The 19,348-nt window shown below is 32.9% G+C and carries 17 protein-coding genes and 1 other annotated feature; of the genes, 3 read left to right on the top strand and 14 right to left on the bottom strand.

What is annotated here, in order from left to right; genetic code table 11:
* Positions 1-219: 219 nt before the first annotated feature.
* Positions 220-1,386, top strand: coding sequence for an iron-containing alcohol dehydrogenase (locus RIN63_RS05025; protein WP_310443596.1), 1,167 nt, complete (start codon positions 220-222; stop codon positions 1,384-1,386).
* A gap of 590 nt (positions 1,387-1,976) precedes the next feature.
* Here the strand turns inward: RIN63_RS05025 and RIN63_RS05020 are convergent.
* The 5 genes from RIN63_RS05020 to RIN63_RS05000 all read right to left on the bottom strand — a co-directional run bounded on the left by RIN63_RS05020 (position 1,977) and on the right by RIN63_RS05000 (position 6,024).
* On the bottom strand, positions 1,977-2,657 hold the full coding sequence (locus tag RIN63_RS05020) for a hypothetical protein (protein WP_310443595.1): 681 nt from the start codon (positions 2,655-2,657) through the stop codon (positions 1,977-1,979).
* Positions 2,658-2,782: 125 nt separating this feature from the next.
* Entirely contained in the window at positions 2,783-4,084 is a 1,302-nt protein-coding gene (locus RIN63_RS05015; RefSeq protein ID WP_310443594.1) for a HAMP domain-containing sensor histidine kinase, read from the bottom strand.
* Positions 4,084-4,755, bottom strand: a complete 672-nt coding sequence (locus RIN63_RS05010) for a response regulator transcription factor (protein WP_310443593.1) — start codon at positions 4,753-4,755, stop codon at positions 4,084-4,086. Before RIN63_RS05010 ends, RIN63_RS05015 begins: the two co-directional genes overlap by 1 nt.
* 31 nt (positions 4,756-4,786) lie before the next feature.
* On the bottom strand, positions 4,787-5,077 hold the full coding sequence (locus tag RIN63_RS05005; RefSeq protein WP_310443592.1) for a hypothetical protein: 291 nt from the start codon (positions 5,075-5,077) through the stop codon (positions 4,787-4,789).
* Between the two features lie 317 nt (positions 5,078-5,394).
* On the bottom strand, positions 5,395-6,024 hold the full coding sequence (locus RIN63_RS05000; RefSeq protein ID WP_310444098.1) for a branched-chain amino acid transport system II carrier protein: 630 nt from the start codon (positions 6,022-6,024) through the stop codon (positions 5,395-5,397).
* A 143-nt stretch (positions 6,025-6,167) separates the two neighbouring features.
* Positions 6,168-6,425: a binding site (T-box leader), on the bottom strand.
* A gap of 307 nt (positions 6,426-6,732) precedes the next feature.
* Here RIN63_RS05000 and RIN63_RS04995 point away from each other — a divergent pair.
* Positions 6,733-8,859, top strand: a complete 2,127-nt coding sequence (locus RIN63_RS04995; RefSeq protein WP_310443591.1) for a CapA family protein — start codon at positions 6,733-6,735, stop codon at positions 8,857-8,859.
* A gap of 4 nt (positions 8,860-8,863) precedes the next feature.
* A complete protein-coding gene (locus tag RIN63_RS04990; RefSeq protein ID WP_310443590.1) occupies positions 8,864-9,964 on the top strand; it encodes a hypothetical protein in 1,101 nt (366 codons plus the stop codon).
* A 29-nt stretch (positions 9,965-9,993) separates the two neighbouring features.
* Here RIN63_RS04990 and RIN63_RS04985 read toward each other — a convergent pair whose 3' ends face one another.
* The 9 genes from RIN63_RS04985 to RIN63_RS04945 all read right to left on the bottom strand — a co-directional run bounded on the left by RIN63_RS04985 (position 9,994) and on the right by RIN63_RS04945 (position 19,194).
* Positions 9,994-10,299 (bottom strand): hypothetical protein, encoded by a 306-nt coding sequence (locus RIN63_RS04985; RefSeq protein WP_310443589.1) that lies wholly within the window; start codon positions 10,297-10,299, stop codon positions 9,994-9,996.
* A gap of 49 nt (positions 10,300-10,348) precedes the next feature.
* Positions 10,349-10,816: a hypothetical protein gene (locus RIN63_RS04980; protein ID WP_310443588.1), complete on the bottom strand. Its 468-nt coding sequence runs from the start codon at positions 10,814-10,816 to the stop codon at positions 10,349-10,351.
* A gap of 1,013 nt (positions 10,817-11,829) precedes the next feature.
* On the bottom strand, positions 11,830-13,956 hold the full coding sequence (locus RIN63_RS04975; protein WP_310443587.1) for an ABC transporter substrate-binding protein: 2,127 nt from the start codon (positions 13,954-13,956) through the stop codon (positions 11,830-11,832).
* Between the two features lie 1,036 nt (positions 13,957-14,992).
* Complete coding sequence (locus tag RIN63_RS04970; RefSeq protein WP_310443586.1) at positions 14,993-15,331, bottom strand: ATP-binding cassette domain-containing protein; 339 nt, start codon at positions 15,329-15,331, stop codon at positions 14,993-14,995.
* Positions 15,332-15,454: 123 nt separating this feature from the next.
* The gene (locus RIN63_RS04965) at positions 15,455-16,078 is read right to left on the bottom strand and encodes a class I SAM-dependent methyltransferase (protein WP_310443585.1); all 624 of its coding nucleotides are present in this window, start codon (positions 16,076-16,078) and stop codon (positions 15,455-15,457) included.
* Positions 16,068-16,616 carry a GNAT family protein gene (locus RIN63_RS04960; protein ID WP_310443584.1) on the bottom strand — a complete coding sequence of 183 codons (549 nt, stop codon included), beginning with the start codon at positions 16,614-16,616 and terminating at the stop codon, positions 16,068-16,070. The genes RIN63_RS04965 and RIN63_RS04960 overlap by 11 nt, the downstream gene beginning before the upstream one ends.
* Positions 16,617-16,673: 57 nt before the next feature.
* The gene (locus tag RIN63_RS04955) at positions 16,674-16,802 is read right to left on the bottom strand and encodes a hypothetical protein (protein WP_310443583.1); all 129 of its coding nucleotides are present in this window, start codon (positions 16,800-16,802) and stop codon (positions 16,674-16,676) included.
* 634 nt (positions 16,803-17,436) lie between these two features.
* Positions 17,437-18,018, bottom strand: coding sequence for an SEC-C metal-binding domain-containing protein (locus RIN63_RS04950; protein ID WP_310443582.1), 582 nt, complete (start codon positions 18,016-18,018; stop codon positions 17,437-17,439).
* An 18-nt stretch (positions 18,019-18,036) separates the two neighbouring features.
* Positions 18,037-19,194 carry an SAP domain-containing protein gene (locus tag RIN63_RS04945; RefSeq protein ID WP_310443581.1) on the bottom strand — a complete coding sequence of 386 codons (1,158 nt, stop codon included), beginning with the start codon at positions 19,192-19,194 and terminating at the stop codon, positions 18,037-18,039.
* Positions 19,195-19,348: the final 154 nt, after the last annotated feature.

Raw genomic sequence — 19,348 nt, 5'->3', positions numbered from 1 at the left:
ATTAGTCTCTAGTAGTGATCTTAAATTATCACTGTTGAAGGCTATTTTTTTATAATCACATAGTATCATTTTGTATACTATGTAACTTATTTGTTAGTATATGAAAATAAAGTGCGTACTTCCCATTATGAATCATTTGATTTATAATAATATTTGTGCACAAGAGATATTTGAATTGAATTCAATATTATTAAAAACCATATACAGGAGGAAATATAAATGCAAAGATTTACTATACCAAGAGATGTTTATTTTGGAGAAAATGCAATAGATTATTTAAAATCAGTAAAAGGAACTAAGGCAATGCTCGTTATTGGTTCTGAAAGACTGATAAAGGATGGAACTGTTCCAAAAATACAAGAATTACTAAAAGAAGCTAATATTGTAACTTCAATATTTTCAGGAGTTGAAAATGATCCTTCAGTTGAAACTGTTATGAAGGGCGTTAAAGCAATGAATGAATTTAATCCTGATTTAATTATTGGTATCGGTGGTGGTTCACCAATAGATGCTGCTAAGGCAATGTGGATATTTTACGAGTATCCAAAATTCACCTTTGAAGAAGCTGCAAAACCATTTAATTTACCTGAATTAAGACAAAAAGCTAAATTTATAGCTATAGCAACTACAAGTGGTACTGGTTCAGAAGTTACTTCATTCTCAGTAATAACTGATGAAAAAACTGGTGTTAAATATCCAATAGCTGACTACAACATAACTCCAGATGTTGCTATTGTTGATACTAATTTAGTTCAAAGCTTATCACCAAAATTAGTTGCTAATACTGGAATGGATGCTTTAACTCATGCGTTTGAAGCTTATGTTTCAACAGTTAGAAATCCAATAACTGATGCATTAGCTATGAAATCAATTGAAATGACAGTTGATAATTTAGTTAATTCCTTTAAGGGAGATTCAAAAGCTAGAAGTGAAATGCATATAGCTCAGAACTTAGCTGGTATGGCATTCTCAAATGCAATACTGGGAATAGTTCACTCAATGGCTCATAAGACAGGAAAGATATTCAATGTTCCTCATGGACTTGCAAATGCAATTTATTTGCCATATGCAATACAATATAATGCTAAAACAGCAGGAACAGCTTATGCTGATATAGCTAAAAGATTAGGTCTAAAAGGAACAACAACTGATGAATTAGTTGAATCATTAATTCAACTAGTTAAAGATTTTAGAGTTACTATGAATATGCCTTCTACTTTAAAAGAATTTGGAGTGTCAGAAGAAGATTTCAAGTCTAACTTAGATAAAATCTCTGAAGGTGCTGTAGCTGATGCATGCACAAGTACGAACCCAAGAGAAATATCTGTAGCTGAAATGAAAAGATTATTTGAAGCTGTTTATTATGGAAAAGAAGTAAATTTCTAACCCATTAAAACAGAAATAACATAATTATAAAGATAAATATTATGGGTTTACACTAATCCTTATTTAGGAATTAGTGCAAACCCATTTTCTTACATATAATTCTTAGTGAATAAGCTCCAATGATAATCTTCATTATCTAATTCATTATAATATCAAAATTATACCCTCACCAATCCATATCCATGCTTAAATCAAAACGGTTGCTTTCATTAAATCTTGATAGATACATTAGAATCATTGTCAATTCTTTCATTGCCTTTTCAGGAGTTGTTTTATCCACTTTAAAATCCTCCCTTTACTCTAGAATTCTTAAGGATATTTATTAAACTACGCTTTTAATTACAGCATCTTTTAATTAAAAACTTTTGTAGCACTCCAGCCAAGACTCTTTGCCCATGTACGAGCAATAGATACCTCTTCTTTATCTTCCCCTTCATAGCATTCTTCATATTAATACCTCCAAATAAGAACGAAGTCTTTTCTCTACCATATGTTCTTACTGGATTACCTGCAGGAGTTAGAACTGTAATGACTCCAAGTTCATAAAATTCTTCTTTTGCCCTTATAGCTTTAACATTTTCATTTGTTAATTAATAAGCTTCTTTGTGTTTTTTTAATCCTTTCATCTCATTATAGCCAATTAATACTGTCCATACATAAGCACAAGTCTTAGGTATCATAAGCATCCCAATAAGAGGATTTATATCACCCCATAAAACTACTGGTACATAAAATGCAAAACTAAGAACAATTGTCAACCACATATTCTTAAAAGCTATATCATTTGCTTTCTTGGCACTCTGATAAAATAGGATAATAATAAAAATACCCATTGCTGCAAAAGGAATATTTCGATACACACCCCAAGATAATGGTGGTGTAGCACTAGTCCATGCATTTTGTGGCATTAGGCTAAGTGCGATTCTTATAATCCCTAAGGCATATACTGAAATAGTTAAGCCCTTCTTTCCCTCTATCTTGTAACGTAAACGCCAAACATAATACAATATTACATAAAATATGGTCATTGTAATTGAGGTAATAAATTTGCCAATTCCTAACGCTGCAGTAAAGTTTTCAAGTCCTATTGTGTTAAGAGCCAATACTCTAGGTACTAAGTGGAATGAATCACCTAGTCCCAGTGTCACCGCCATAATTCCAAATAATTTATATTGCTTATTACCATTACTGTTTTTTATCATTAAAACTCCCATAATAATTACAGTAGAAAGATATACAACATCAAACAAAGTTTCAATAATCGCTTGCATAATAAGTCTCCTCTTTAAATTTATAGTATTTACTTTTGAATCTTAAATCTATAATATATAATACTATAGATCTCTTCATTTAAAATCTAATATGTGTTTTATCTCTAATAACTGACTATCCAAATCTATTTGTATAGGTTTATCATTATATTTGCTCCCATACCTATGTTAGATTCTAATGATATTTTTCCTTTATGGATTTCAATTATTCTTCGGACAATAGAAAGGCCTAGACCATTACCATCTGTATTTCTTGACTTATCCCCTTTATAAAACTTTTCAAATATTCTTTTTTGATCTTCTTTAGATATTCCAACACCATTGTCTTTGATTGAAAAAATAATATTTCCTTGTTCTTCATATAATTTTATTTCAATTTTTCCACCTTTTGGAGAGAACTTAATTGCATTATCAATTAAATTTATCCAAACCTGATACATTAAATTTGGATTACCCTTATATTGAATATTTTCTAAATCTATTTCTAGTTCAATATCCTTTTCAACCCACTTATTTTCCAGCAGAAGAATTGCCTTCCTTATTTGTTCATCTATTGTAAAATTTTCTATGTGGGTAGATATATTTTGATTGTCAATTTTATTTAATGTAAGAATATTTGTAGTTAATCTAGATAATCTCTCAGTTTCTTCTATAATTATATCTACATATTCCCTTCTTTCTTCTTCATTGCAATCCCTTAAAAGTTTTGTATATCCCCCTATAGAAGTTAATGGTGTTCTAAATTCATGAGAGATGTCAGATATAAAATCATTTCTAAAAATTTCTATAGATTTTAATTCCTTAGCCATAGTATTGAAGCTGGAGATAAGAATCCCCATTTCATCTGTCCTACGACTCTCCAATTCTATATCAAAATTTCCTTCAGCAACTTTTTCTGTTGCTTTAATTAATTTTTTTATAGGATTTACCATTAATCTTCCTACAAATAAAAATAGCATACTCCCGATAATGATAGCCCTAATATTTATAGACATTATGATATCTCTAGTACTAAATCCCAAATTTTCAAACTCAGGCTTAGCTACTATATAATAATCTCCTGTCTTGGTTATAGCTATAGGAGTGGAAACAGTAGTATTCCCAAGCTCATTTGTGCGCAGTGATAAGGTCTTTCCAGTTTCCAATAATGACATTTTTTCTTTTTCAACAGCATATTCTTCTATGTTTTCTTCAAAACTTATAGTAATATAATTATCTTTAAAAAATTTTTCAATGCTTCCTATTGAAATATTTTCTCTTTCATATTCTTCCTTTACTATTTCCACACCTTCTATTAATTGTTTGCTCAACTGCTCTAAAGTGTTTATCTCTGTACTAAAAAAAGAAAGTATTGAAGCCAATATATTACTTATAATGAAAACACAGATGAAACTTAGGACTAACTGGCTGTAGATAGATTTCCTCATTATTTGAACACTCCCTTGTAACCTAATCCCCTTATAGTTATTATCTCAAATTCACTAACATCTTTAAATTTTTCCCTGAGTCTCTTTATATGGACATCTACAGTTCTTTCATCTGCTTCACTATCAAACCCCCATATATCATCGATTAACTCTTGACGAGTAAATATCTTATTTGGATAGGATAATAGCTTATAGAGTAAATAAAACTCCTTCTTGGGCAATAATATAGTATCTGTTGCCGTCCTTACTTCTAAGGCCTCATAATCAATTATAATATCACCTATACCTATATATTTATCTATGCAAATCTTTGAGCGACGAAGTAAAGCTTTAACCCTAAGAACTAATTCATCCATATCTATAGGTTTTGTCATATAGTCATCAGCACCTAATTCAAATCCCGTCTTTTTATCAGGGTATGTGTTCTTTGCAGTTACCATAAGTATTGGTAAATTATAATTTGCCATTCTAAGTTCCTCTACCAATTCATATCCATCCATATTAGGCATCATTATATCAGCTATGATTAAATCAATCTTTATATTTTCAAGAATATCTAGTGCTGCTTCACCATCTTCTCCATGAAAAATTTTTAATCCTTCTCTTTTTAAATAAATTTCTATTAATTTTCTTATCTTTTCATTATCATCTACTATAAGAATATTGGTCATAGATTCACCTCCTTAATAAGATTAAGTACTGTTAAATATGTCTTAATGTATCTATAGGATTTAATCTACTAGCCTTTCTAGCTGGCATAAATCCAAATACTATACCTATTATTCCTGAGAAACTTATTGCTAAGATGACTGTAGACATTATAATTGTCAAGCTAAATCCAATGTAAATAGATTCTACAAAGGCTATGAGCATTCCTACTATAAGACTTAGTATTCCTCCAAATACAGATAGAAAAATTGATTCAATAATGAATTGTAGTTGCATACTATTTATAAGTAGTTCTTCACCTACTGGATCTTTTCCTAAAAACATTTCCTTATTTATACTACTCCCTATTTATTCTTTTCGCCATTTTATTTTAATACCTCCATATGTTTTATATAATAATAATAAACTATATATATGAACTTAATATGAACTATTTTAACTGCTACAACACAGGGCATAATATCACTCTTTTGTTGATATGGTGACATTATGCCCAATTTTTTTTTGATTGTATGCATTATTTTCTTTATAGGCAGTTTAAAAGTGTTCTTTTTCTTTAGCATTTATCTTTACCTATTCGGATTTCAGCATATGTTTTTCCTCAAATCCTTTATTCCTTAGGTTCCCATAAATAAGTCCTGCTATAGCGCCAACAGCTGCTGGATAATCCAACCAAGTCCCTTTGAATAAAATGGTAGACTGTTGAGGATAATAACTTTTAGTCCAAATTGCTCTAAGGCCTCTAAGATACTGACAAAGGAAGTACATATCATAGCAAATAAATATACATAAGAATTTCCCTTGTAAAAATCATTAGTAAGTGTAAGTACAATAAGCACAATTGTCATTGGGTATATAGCAGTCAATGAGGGAAATGAAATTTTAAGTATTTGTGTCAATCCTACATTTGCAAATATCATGCTTGATACAGATAGTATTGTAATCCAAACTTTATATGATACCTTAAGCATTAGCTTTGCAAAGTATTGACTGCATGATGTTAAAAGCCCTACTGATGTTGTTAAACAAGCAAGTGAAAATATTATCCCTAGTAAAACTAAAAATCCTTTAGGTAAAGGAAAATGTGCATAATCACCAATAGGTGCTGCAAATTCACCTATTGGTTTAAACATGCTAAATACAAATATACTCGTTATTAAAACCAATAGTGCAGGTGTTAAAACTTTTCCAAATCTATCAACCAGTTTTGATGGTGTCATACATAGCCAATAGGCAATCCCAAAACAAACTACATTAAACTTACAAGTAATAGCTTTTTTTTGTCCATTTTTTCCACTTTAAAAACCTCCGAGTTGTTTTTTTCATATTATGAATAAAATTTATAATACCAATATCACTTTCCATAATACACCCCCTATTTACTTATTTTTGAACACTAAAAAACTCGCCCCCAAAAAGGGACGAGTTATACTCGCGTTACCACCCTAGTTCTATAAATTATAATTCAAAAATTAATTTATAACACTCTTCAACATACATTATAATATGTGTTCCTTTTAACGGCGGACTACCTGCATTACTTACTTGAATAAATTTCAGCTCTGCTTCTCAGAGATGATTTTCAACTAATCTTTAAACATTGGCTCTCAGCATAATGCCAACTCTCTGTGGGACAAAAAAATAGCCTACTCTTTCTCTTCATAGAAATTATATATTAAATTATTGAATTTATATATTTTATAACATGTACTAAACTGATTGTCAACAATTAAATTTACTCTACAGTTTTTGGACAATCCTGGCATGAGATGGACATCTACTTCTCCTACAGTTTCACTCCTTCACAACTAGTGTTACTGCTTCAACATGCCTGAGAGTACAATAATGATGTTGTCAGGACCTGGTGGTTCCTTAGCGGTAGCCCTATCTGGTAGTATGTTTGTCATCACAGAACAAATGAATATCACATATTATGTAACTAATAAATGAATTATAAATATATATTAGGAGGATTAGGAATGAGTAAGAAATTTGTTATCACTTTTGCTGGAGATACAAGCTTAGGAGACTGGTATGTAAATAAAACAGGTAATGAAGATTTGATTCAAAGACTTGAAAGTAATCCTGAATCTTTTTTTAATGGGGTTGAGCCAATTATTAAGAATAGTGATTATTTCATTATAAATTTTGAAACTGTTTTAGTAGATTCTGAGCCGACAATTTACTTTCCAGACAAAGGTTATCCAAACTGGGACAAATCAGAACGTCTACTAAGAACACTTAGAAGTATTGGTGTAACAGCTGTAAACTTGGCCAATAACCATACAATGGATTTTGGTCCTGAAGTAATGTTGAAAACTAAAGAATTATTAGAAGAAAATGACTTCAAGACTTTTGGAGCTAGTAATAGTCTTCAAGAGGCAGAACAACCATTGAAAATAACTCTTCTCGGGGAAAAAAGCTTGAAAAATATTTATATCATTAGTGGGCTGAGGGCTTCAAAACTCTATCATGAGAAGTACAATTTTTTTGCTTCTAATGATAAACCAGGGGTCAATTCCTTGAATTTCAACAGAATATGTGAACAAATAAAGAAAATCCGTAATGAAGATCCTTCTTCATTCATTATCTTGTTTCCACATTGGCAAGGTATTGATTATAAATGGGCTTCAGAAAGTAAAGATATACATGAATTATGTTCTAAATTTATTGAAAATGGCGTCAACTATATAATCGGTCAAGGTCCACATATATTAAATCATTTTGAAAAAAGAGATACCGGCAATATTGCATATTCTATTGGAAATTTTGTCTGGAACGCTAAGGGGCGTTATAAAAAACTTCAAGCACCACCTTATAGTGCCATAGGAAGGCTGCAATTTGAGGAGAAAGAATTTAATTGGAGTATTGAATCTCGTTTTTATCCCATTGTAACTGATAATAGAATTACTGATTATCAGTCAAGACCTGTTAATGAACAGGAATTTGAAAATCTAATAAAAGTTCTTTCAAGAAAAGAAGAAAGTTTTTGGCACGGAAAAGATTCTCGAGGATTTTACATTTCCTCAAATAGAAGTAACTCAGAACTACCCTTGGTTTTCCAAGGCAAGAAAACCAATGATTTTATAATCAATAATATTACATTGCCAAAACCAAATGAATATAATAATCAAATTTTTTCTTCAAAATACCTAATTTCAAAAGAATTTTTTAAAAAAGGATATACATCTACTTCTGTAGGAAAATACCTTATTGTTAATATTGGTGAAAAAACTTTGGCCTTTGATGAAACAGAATCATCTTATGATTCATCAATAGGAGCACGTATAGCTAAAGATAAAACTCTTGCAAGAGAATTCTTAAAAAAAGCCGACCTGAGTATTGCAAAAGGTGAGAGTTTTTCAATTCAACAAAAAGAAAAAGCTTTAGCCTATGCACTGTCTTTAACAGCGTGTGTTATAAAACCTTCTGATGGCCATAAGGGAATAGGAATTACCGTTGGAGTCAAGACTAGAGAAGAATTCGAAAATGCTTGGAACAAAGCAATTTCATTTACCAATAAAAAAATTATAGTTGAAGAACAATTTATTGGGGGTACAGAAGCCAGATGTTTAGTTGTGGGAGGTTGTTGTTTAGCTGCTTTTTCTTCAATATCTCCAAACATTGTAAGTAATGGCATTGATACTATTGAAGAACTAATTAAACAAAAAAATAAAATCAGATTAAAAAATCCTCATTTAAGAAATAGGTTGATTGAAATCGATAATCACCGACTATCTATTATTAACACTCAAGGATATACTCTTTCTAATATACCGGATAAAGGAATTAATGTTATTATAGACTGGAATAGAAATGTTGGAACAGGTGGCGACAGCCTAGATATAACAGATGAAATTCATCCGTTTTACAAAGAAATTGCAGTAAAAGCTGCCAATTCAATTCCAAGTTTATTCGTCGTTGGAGTTGATATTATTGCAGACAATCTTTTCCAAGAACCTCAAAAAAATCGCTATGCTATTTTAGAAGTCAACACAAGACCTGGAATTGGCGGACATCATTTCCCTATGTATGGTAAACCGAGAAATGTTGCAAAAGATATTGTAGAATACTGTATTAGTAGAGCACTAAAGGAAAGGAATTAGTCTAATGATTACTAAAGAAACACTTATTGAAGCAATAGTATTTACAAAAAATTTCTATTTTAAGAATGTTGTTAATAAAAACGGAAAATACATTTATTCTTATTTACCAGATAAGAATAAAAAAGAAAATCAATACAATATCTTACGTCATGCTGGAACAACATACTCAATCCTAGAAACCTACGAATTAATGCCTGATGAAGAATTGTTAAAAACAGCTGAGTTAGCTATCAATTTCTTTATTGATAAAGTCAAAAATTTTGAGATTAATGGAAATTTAGTTAGTGCAGTAATTGATAGGGACATTATAAAATTAGGTGGAAATGCCCTTGGTATTATTATGTTAGCTAAATATACACAAATAACCGGTAATTTTGGGCATCTGACATTGATGCAAAGAATGGCAAGATGGATCTGTGAAACTCAAGATGAATTGGGAAGATTTATTATTCAAAAGCAGCAATTTTCTACTAAAGAAGTGTATAATTTCACTTCAGATTATTATCCAGGAGAGGCAATCCTTTCATTAGTACGACTTTACGAAATAGATGGCAACGAAGACTGGCTTGATTGTGCAGAGCTTGCAGCCCACTATCTTATAAAAATACGGGATAAAAGCAAAGATATGGATACAATTCTCCATGATCACTGGCTATTATATGGATTAAATGAACTTTACAAATCACGACCTCAGGAGCTTTATTTTAACCATGTTATGCTAATCACCAAATCCATCATGAAAAGTCAGGTTATAGATAATAAAGAGTATCCTTATTGGAATGGAGCATACAGCATACCACATATCCGTCTTGAATCAACTCCTACTGCCTGTCGCAGTGAAGGTTTATGTGCTGCTTATAGTCTATTTCATGACGAAGGAAATGACATAGAAGCTAACAAGATTAAAACAGCTATTGAAGAAGGCATACGATTTCAGCTACAAACCCAGTTACGACCTGAATCAGTCGTTAATTACAAAAATAAAAACCTCTGCATAGGTGCCTTTCAACGAGGTTTAAAGCAATATGATTTAAGAATCGATTTCACTCAGCACAATATATCAAGTATGATTGCTTATTACAAAATATTATCTAAGCTAGATTAAAAAGTCCCTCATGAGAGGGACTTTTGTATTCAATATACTATATTAGGAGTTCTCCAGTTATAATACTTTTTTTTAGGCGATTTGTGTTTTCCATTGACAAGTGGATTGCCAATTTTCGTCTTTACTCCAATTTCAATAGGAACCTCAAAGCATATTTTTTGTGTTAGAATGAAGGTACCACACGGCGTTGGAGTTAGTTCGGGTTCTTCACAGATACATGCTGAAATAGGAAGACTCCTGACAAATGGTTTTAGGTCAATTGGAGTACTTACTTTCATTGGCACACAAGCCACTGATTTACATGTCTGATTAGCAACCATATTTTGATTACTCATACGCAACCCCCCTTGTGGATAGGATTAACCTAAATCACTATTGTCATCATTAATTGTCATCATCGTCATCGTCATCGTCGTCGTCGTCATCGTCATCGTCATCGTCGTCATCATCGTCATCATCGTCGTCATCATCATCGTCGTCATCGTCGTCATCGTCGTCATCGTCGTCATCGTCGTCATCGTCGTCATCGCCATTACAATCATCGCAATCATCAACTAATCTTACATTACTAATCAAAGCATCCCCAACATCAGTTGTTACACCTATTTCAACAGGAATTGTTACACAAATATCCTGAGTAATTAAAATTCTAACACTGTCTGTTCCTATGCAAGTTACAGGGTTTTCAGGATCTACAATCACTATATCTGGTTCCCCACAACAAAAAGTAGTTGTTGGAAGTTCATTTACAAATGGAGTGATATCAACGGGTGCACATACAGTGCCACGTACAAATGCTTCAGCAGGGCAAGTTCTATCTTCATCTTGTAATATTATTAAATCCTCTCTCACTTTTTTATCCTCCCTATTTTTATTTTCTTTAACACATTAGTACATAATTTTCTCTTTATTTCATATTGTACAAATGACTTATTCTCCTAAGTTGCAAAAAATTTGATGTCTACTATATAATATGTGCCTTATAAAATTTGGTTACATCTTAGATTAGTACCGAGAAAATTTACACTATATCGAATCTTTTTAATTTCTTTAGCTCCACCTTTTATTGCAAAGTGCAGCATCTCCATTACTTTCTCTTCATTGGTATGATAATCATAAGCTTTACCTATGTGTCTGCATCTATGGGAAGTACCTTATTCTCTTGTACTCAAAACTGATACCAAGATTGACTTTCCTCCTTTCACGCAAAAAGCCGCTCACTTTATCATCGATAAAGCAAACGGCTTTTTATCTTTTATTTCTACGTATCTTTCCTTTGCATTCTAACTACCCTCTCCATGTGCCTTGAGAGGATAATAATGATGTCAACAAGACCTAGTAAATCCTTGGTGGCAGAGTACCAATCAATGAAAGCTACTTGATACATACTTTCTCATTTTATCTAGATGAAAATAGCATCTACTTAAAAATTTTTATTAGAATTTATTTTTTCCTTTTAGTACGAGCAATGCATTTACACTGACCCTCATTCGGGTCAGAAGTACTGGTTGCATTATCAAATGTTAAGACCACATTATCTAGCGCAGAAGAATTATTACATGCTGTGCAGAATTTCTCTTAGTTTGGTATCTTTTACACGGCCTATAGATTGAATTTAATTTGTCACTTCTAACATAAATAATAGAACTCGGATCAAATTTATCTGTAATTTTACCATATACCCTTTAATTGTGAAAAGAACCATGATGCGTTTAATTCTATTTGTTTTATGTCTTTTGTTAATTCTATTTCTTCTTGGATTTGTCGGATTTAAATATATAAATGGAGATGTAGACATCCTTAAAATGTAAATAAAAAGCATTGATAGAGTGTATTCCCCTATCAATGCACACTTTCGTCAAACTTTATTCAACATATGCATTATGAAAATAAACATAACCTGTCGGGCTGACCTGTACCCCCTTCAAGTTGGGGCTTTGAAGTACACCACCCCGGACGAATGAATAAATGGGGCAAACCGGCATTTCGTTTATAAGAATATCTTCAGCCTCATGCATTGCCCTAATCCTGGTTACTTTATCCATACTATGCTTCGCTGCTCTGATAAGTTCATCATATCTTAAATTGGTCCATCCGGTTTCATTGAGTGAATTATCCGTCGTCCACAATTCAAGCATCGACATGGGATCATTATAATCTGAAATCCAACCACTTTTGGCAATCATATAGTTTCCGGAGTGACTACTATCGATAAGTTGCATAAATTCCATATCTCTAATTTTTACCGTAATACCCAGGTTATCCTTCCACTGCTGCTGAATAGCTTCCATAATAGCCTTATGGCCATTATTGGTATTATAAATCATTTCAATTTCTGGGAACCCTTTTCCATCGGCATATCCAGCTTCGGCTAACAGTATTTTTGCCTCATGAATTTTTGCTGTAGTTGCAAGTATCCCATTATCTTTCGCTTCTGTCCGGAAATCCTTCTCAGGCAACAAGCCAGGCATTCCATACGGGACAACCCCTACTGCAGGTTTTTGACCTAATTTCATTACTTCCTCCGTTATAAACTTCCTATCAATTGCTAATGCTAAAGCTTTTCGTACTTTGGAATCATTCATTGGGGCCTTCGTTGTATTAAATAGCAGGTAGTATGTGCCGATATAATCATAGATATGAAAGTCCTCATTCTTCTTCAATTCAAGCTCTAAATCCGCTGAAATACTGCTGTAAACACCATCTACCTCGTTAAATTTATATGCATTCACCGCATCATTACCCTCTTCAATTAGTATCCAGTTAATTCTATTTACTATAATTCTTTCGTTATCCCAGTAGAAAGGATTCTTTTCAAAAACCATCTTTGAATTAGCTTCCCAATATGTCATTGTATAGGCCCCGTTGGATACAAAAGATTGCGCTTTCGCATACCACTCATCTCCATATCTTTCAATAATATCCTTTCGCACAGGCATATAGATAGGATGGCCGATCATAGTGATCCAATGGGATGCAGGAGCCTTTAGTTCCACCCTCAGCGTTTTATCATCCAACGCCTTTATTCCTACAGCATCTGTTGATAGACTTCCTTGCAAACTGGAAGAATTGTACGCCTCTGCGTTTTTGATATCATAAAGCATGAACGCATATTCACTCGCAGTTTCAGGATTCAAAGCCCGTTTCCAAGCATATTCAAAATCCTGGGCCTTGACGGGCACTCCATCGGACCACTTTGATCCACGCAGATAGAAGGTATATACCGTACCATCCGGAGATACCTCCCATCTTTCAGCGATACCGGGCTGGATACTTCCATCCTTTCCCATCCTGGTTAATCCTTCAAAAGCATGAAGTATATATGTACCTTCCTCAATGAATACACTCTTTGCAGGGTCCATAGTATACGACTCTCCGCCTACACTGACATTTATATAATCCCTTGAACTTTTTACATTTACAGCACCAGTGAAAAGACCGATTATTTCATCGATCCATTCTTTCTCGGAAGTAGGAGAAAAAATATTTTCAATATCACTGATAATAATTAACCCCCGGTCAAAAAAGACCTTTTTGCCAAAAGCGTCTTCCGCCAACCTCCGGAGAGGAATATATATCCTATCTCCTATGCTTTGAGCTGGTACATCCAGTGTGACCTCTTTGTCATTTACATACATTCTATTGCTTCCAAGTGTAAGTTTGACGATCTTCTTATCGAGATTTATCGTAACTGTGGACGTTTCATTGTCCCAACCAACCTTGCCACCGAAATTTTCAGCAATAAATCTTACAGGAACAAGTGTTCTTTGATTTCGGGTGACCGGAATGACATCCGGGTTGGTTGGATCGATCTTTACTTTAGTATTATTTACAAATGCATTTGGATTTTCCAAGTAAAGTACAACCGCATTCCTTAACCGCTCCTGTACAACACCTGTATAGCCAAACACCTTATTCCCACTTGTTTGTACGGTTGTGAAAACCATAAAAACAGAAAGCATCAAACATAGTCTTTTTATAACCTTTGTCATTTTTAATCCCCTTTCCCTATATAGTGATTAGGTACTCACGTTACCAAAATTTAGTTCTCTGACTACCTATCCCATCAATACCCTATCTTCTTTTACAGTTTCCAGCTTCAATTCCTTTGCTGCTAGGACCTCTTGCATCCTCTTTTGAAGCTCTCTTTCATACTCCCTGCTTCCATGTAATCCATGTCTAGAAATTTTTCTACTGCCTTTCCTTTGTAAAAGCAGTGTATAATTACTCTGATTATACTATATTTTGCCAATATTTGCATTATCAATATACAATCTTCTCAATTTTATACCGAATGACAATTTTGCATTTATAATTACCATCAAAAACATAATTCTCAATAAACAAGAAACAAGCCTCTAAGCTTGTCTCTATTCCGATTAAGGACTATTTAATCTTTTTTATCATCTCAAGAGTCCCATAGTAATTTCGAGGATCACAAATGCACTTAAATTCTTGATTTATCAAGGATTCAGTGTTCCTTTATAATAAAGTTCTGCTTATTTTCCCTCTTTTTTCATTTTCTCTTTTTTCTTTCTCCTATTTATTCCCCAATTGTTCCCCTATTCTTTTCCTGATTTTCATGGAAGCAGGACTTTATTATATGAGAATCAGGAGATTATTTTAAAGAGCAGGACTTAATTAGGGGAGGACAACTTACTTCACAAGCAGCGTTACGACTTCAACGAGCCTTGAGAGGGTAATAATGATGTCGTAGACAGATATTATCCCCTTGGCGGCAAGGTAAATTTCTGATAAAAGCTATAATTTGCATCTTTGAAGGCAGAATAACCCTGGAACACATCTAGTTTTTTTGATATTACTTGGCCATACTTTAAAATTACAATTATTTTAAATTGAAATCAACAAACCCCTCAAAAGATATTTATATTTTGAATACTTTGTTCATCGAAACTTGTGTGCTATCTTCTTGTCTTAGTACAATTGATTAAATTCCATTGATTTGTTCTGGATTTATATATAATAAATGCATCTAGACTTTTGCATCTGGATGCATTTATATTGCGATTAACCCTTAATCCTATTTATCTTTCTATCTTTTATTTCATAAATTATATCTGCAACATTATTAATTAAAGTCTTATCATGGGTTACAAATAGGATTGTTCCCTTATACTCCTTCATCATTGCTTCTAATGCATTTACAGCATAGGTATCTAGAAAAGTAGAAGGCTCATCCATAATAAGTATATTGTACTCCCCAGATAGTATTTTTAATAACATTAACTTCGTTAACTCTCCACCACTTAATTGAAATAGTGATTTTCTGATGTCATCTTTTTCAAAACCCATCTGAACTAACATTGCTATTAATTCACTTGGTTTATAATCGGAATCTTCTAGCAAGAATTCTAGTAAGGTCTCATTTTTTTATCTCCTAAAATATCATTAGTCTCATACTTACTTGTTGTAATCTATTTAGCTTTTGAATTTGTCCTTCTTAATTTTTCATATCTTTTCAACACATTATCACTTTGAAATTTGAATAACTCCTGAACAATGGGATATCTCAGTAAAACTAATATTCTTATTCAATAAAGATTTCCTCAACTCTTCGAAAACAAAATAAACTTCTTCATCATCCCAATATTTATTATAATTTATTTTGCATTTTTCTAATAATTCTCTTGTCTCAAAGGCTATATCACCGATGATAATTTTTCCATCTTTATTAAGGTAGTTTTCAAGTTTTTCAATAAACTTAATTTTTTCTTCATCCTTTAAATGGTGCATTGCATAGGTACTAATAATATAGTCAAAGGAATTATCTTTCATTTCTTCTGGTAACCCTTTTGAAAAATCATATTTAATTAAATTTGCAATAGGCATTTTTTCCTTTGCTATTTCTATCATCTTTTGGGAAAAATCTATACCATATATTTCATAGCCATCATCATAGAGTTTTTTAGTTAATACCCCTGTACCAAATCCAATATCTAATATTTTTGCTCCCTCTCTCTTGCGGGCTATATTATAAATAGTATTTAAAACATCTTTATAACCTGCAAATGGGTATTCATCATTTTCTTCACTTAACTCTACACTTTTGTCATATCCATCTGCCCATAAATCAAAGCCTTTCTTATCTAGCATTTAAAAACTCCCCCCTGCTTATTTCATAGTCTACTGAGCCTCGCCAATTACCAAGCTGGACTTTAAAGGAGTTTTCTTTTATTCCTATCTTTCTTGCCTTAATCTTATATTCATATACATATTGTGCTCTTTTATTCTCAAGCATAGTGTCCCATATAATTCTATCTATAGGGAATTTAGAATTAATATTTTCATCTATAAATAGAAATTCAAATAACAGTTTAATAATTTGTGGATCATACCCTTGGTTTTGATAACCAGAATCACATATTTTCCATCCAGGATATGCAGCACCATCACCTTTAATTCTATAACTCAGCTCCCCAACGAGCTTGCCATCAATTTCAATTATACAAAGCTGGCTTAATTTTCCTTCCCAGTTTCCAATTTCATCTATGGTTTCTTCCAAGGATTGTCCTAATCCTTTGGAAAATCCTGCATGCTCCATAACTTCACCATCATTCCACCACTTGTTTAATTGAATAGCATCATCTACACTAGCACTTCTAATTATAATATTCTCTTTTTTTATTCTCATACTTTCCTCCAGTAAATTATTCCGAGGGTTTATAAGACATGCACCCTCCCTGCACGCTTAGTTTTCATTGTTGTTTTCATCATACCAACCACTCCTTTCACGATTTACGGAAACTTTCACAAACATTACAATAATCAATATTCTACTCATAATTATTGTACCATACAGCCTATATCTAATAAACATATATTTCCTATTCCACATATCCTTATAATAATTAATATTGAATTTTGCATCAGTATATACAATATGTTTTTTAATGGACATGTTCCCGAGAACAGAAAGGCATTGAATGTCATCTGTACATTCAATGCCTTAAACTCTTGCTATTGCTATATTCTATAGTTTTTCCATCTTCACGATTGCCTCAACGTGCCTTGAGAGTACAATAATGATGTCGTAAGTATCTGGTATCCCCTTGGTGGAAGGATATATTTCTTAAATAGTAGACATTGTTGTGCCGTTTTTTTGCAATTCAGTGCCTGCAATTTGCATTATAATACTTGTAAATTGTAAGCAATAAAACCTTCAAAAGTTCTTGAACTCTTAAAGGCTTTATTCGATACAATTTAAAACAATCTCATTAGAACTTACAAAAATAGATTTTGTTGTAATTATCTTTCTATTCATCTCACCATTGTAAGGATATTTTTCCAACAACTCGCATTGTTCCGTATTGCCTACAAAGTCAGAGAAAGCCAAAAACCAAAAATCATATATTACTTTGCCTTCTCCTCCATTTCAGAATTCTTTCTTTTTGTTCTTCTTTTTCATGGAAGTAACTGTATAGCTTTTATCATTCAACTTTTCACCATCCATATTATGTATCGTACTTCCAGCAGCACTTTTTATACTTTAATCCTGATTGGCATGGACACGGATCATTGCGGCCAACTCGCTGGTTAAGAACTTGTTCTATTTCAATCATCCTTTTGACCATATCAGCCGGTAATGAAAATGTATTTTGTAGTGACTCTGATGCTATTCGATCACGTTCATTAAACAAACCGATAAACTCAGCCACTAGCGGTGATGAGGTCAGTGCTTTACGGATATTAGGTATACAATACCCGCTATAAGTCATTTGATTGTCAAGTAAAAACAGTATTGATGTTTCATTATTTATATGTGGAGTAATATCAAACATTTCACCTGTGGGAGATTTCCATATAGCATGAGCCTCTGCTTCAATTAGGACATTCGCCCTTTGCCAAATGCTCCAGCCGAGAACTCTTTGACCACCGTGCTCTTTTATATATGTGTCAACATTTTGAAAACACTCGTTGATAATGCTACTTGATTCATCGATAACCGTAACAAATACAGGTTCATGCTCAGATATGAATCGACATAATTCTCTTATCTTTGGTGTAATTACATGTGGAGTTTTCACTTTACCCATGAATATCTATCTCCTTTATCAACACTTAATGTCCGGAAATTTCTGCTTAAATCGCCGTTTTGCTTTGGCATACATTTTGGTCAATGTTTCAATATCTTCATGGCTTTCCATTAAAACAATGTCAACACATTCTTCCGGTGTAAAAAGATGAAATGGTACACTCAAGTGGTTCATTTGGCCAAGCATTGCTGTTCTTAGTTCTTCGTCCGATAAATCAAGTTCATTCTGACAATGGATAACCGCACTTGTGATACCTGGCGCCATTGTAACTGTAGATTCTTTGTAAGGGAAAAAGTTATGTGCGTATATATCAAGAAACTGCGGATCGTAGCCATTACCAAGACCGCTTAAATCATAGAATACGACTTCTGATAACATACCCAGCGCATCGTGTATCTTATTTTCTTCTACCAGAAAAGTTGACATATGATACCTACAGTTTCTGTATAAGCCAAAGTCACGAGCTGCAAAATGCTCCATGCTTCGTTTATTAAGATAACCCCATATCTTATCCCGATAGGGCATATATGGTGGTTCATGAATTATTTTGTTGAGTGACCATATATCTAGATCTTCAAGCGTATGACGGTGTATGTATGGTACATAACCTTCTTCTTCAAGTGCTTGCTTTCCGAGCTCAGTTAACTGGTATGTTCTTTTAGCGAAACGGGTGTTTAGTTCTTCATGGGATATCTCTTCCATTAGCCGCTTTACCAATTCATCTTTTCTACCGCTCACTTTAAGTCCGTGTTTCCTCAATTCATCCTTTATAACTGTGGCATTTTCTTTTTCAATAGCATTCTGTAAATCTCCAACTTCCAGAAATCCTCGATCAAGCAGGGAAAGAAGATATTTGTCGACATCCCTCACACCATACCTGTACCACCAAAAGCCTTGAAAGGAATTACCTCCCATATAATATGAACTGGCATAATCGAGAACCAGTACCTCGTGTGGATATAAGCCATGCTTGCTAGCAATTGCAGTTTGCATTCTCTTTTCGGCTGGAACAATTTCTTCTGCAACGGATGGTATTATTTCAGTAGTCACCTTTATGAACGATGATATATTTGCTTTTGGCTGTTTTATAACTCCGGACTGTACCCTATTCTGTGCAGATGTTACTTCACTTTTAACTGGTTTCGATTTTCCTTTAAAAAGGTTAAAAAATGACATTGTAAATTCACCTCTCTTGTTAATACTTTTTACACCCTATCAAATTCTAAGTTGATATTAATCAGCATTAAAATAATCTGCATTGATAATCTCCATCAAATTATTCTTTACTTGAGTTATTTTTAAATTCAATTTCTTTATGCTTTTCAAAAAC

Origin of the sequence: Tissierella sp. (genome assembly GCF_031460495.1) — a bacterium.
Taxonomy (GTDB): domain Bacteria; phylum Bacillota; class Clostridia; order Tissierellales; family Tissierellaceae; genus JAVKTS01.
Note: the sequence above shows the minus strand (reverse complement) of the source record. Positions and strands in the feature narration are given on the sequence as shown.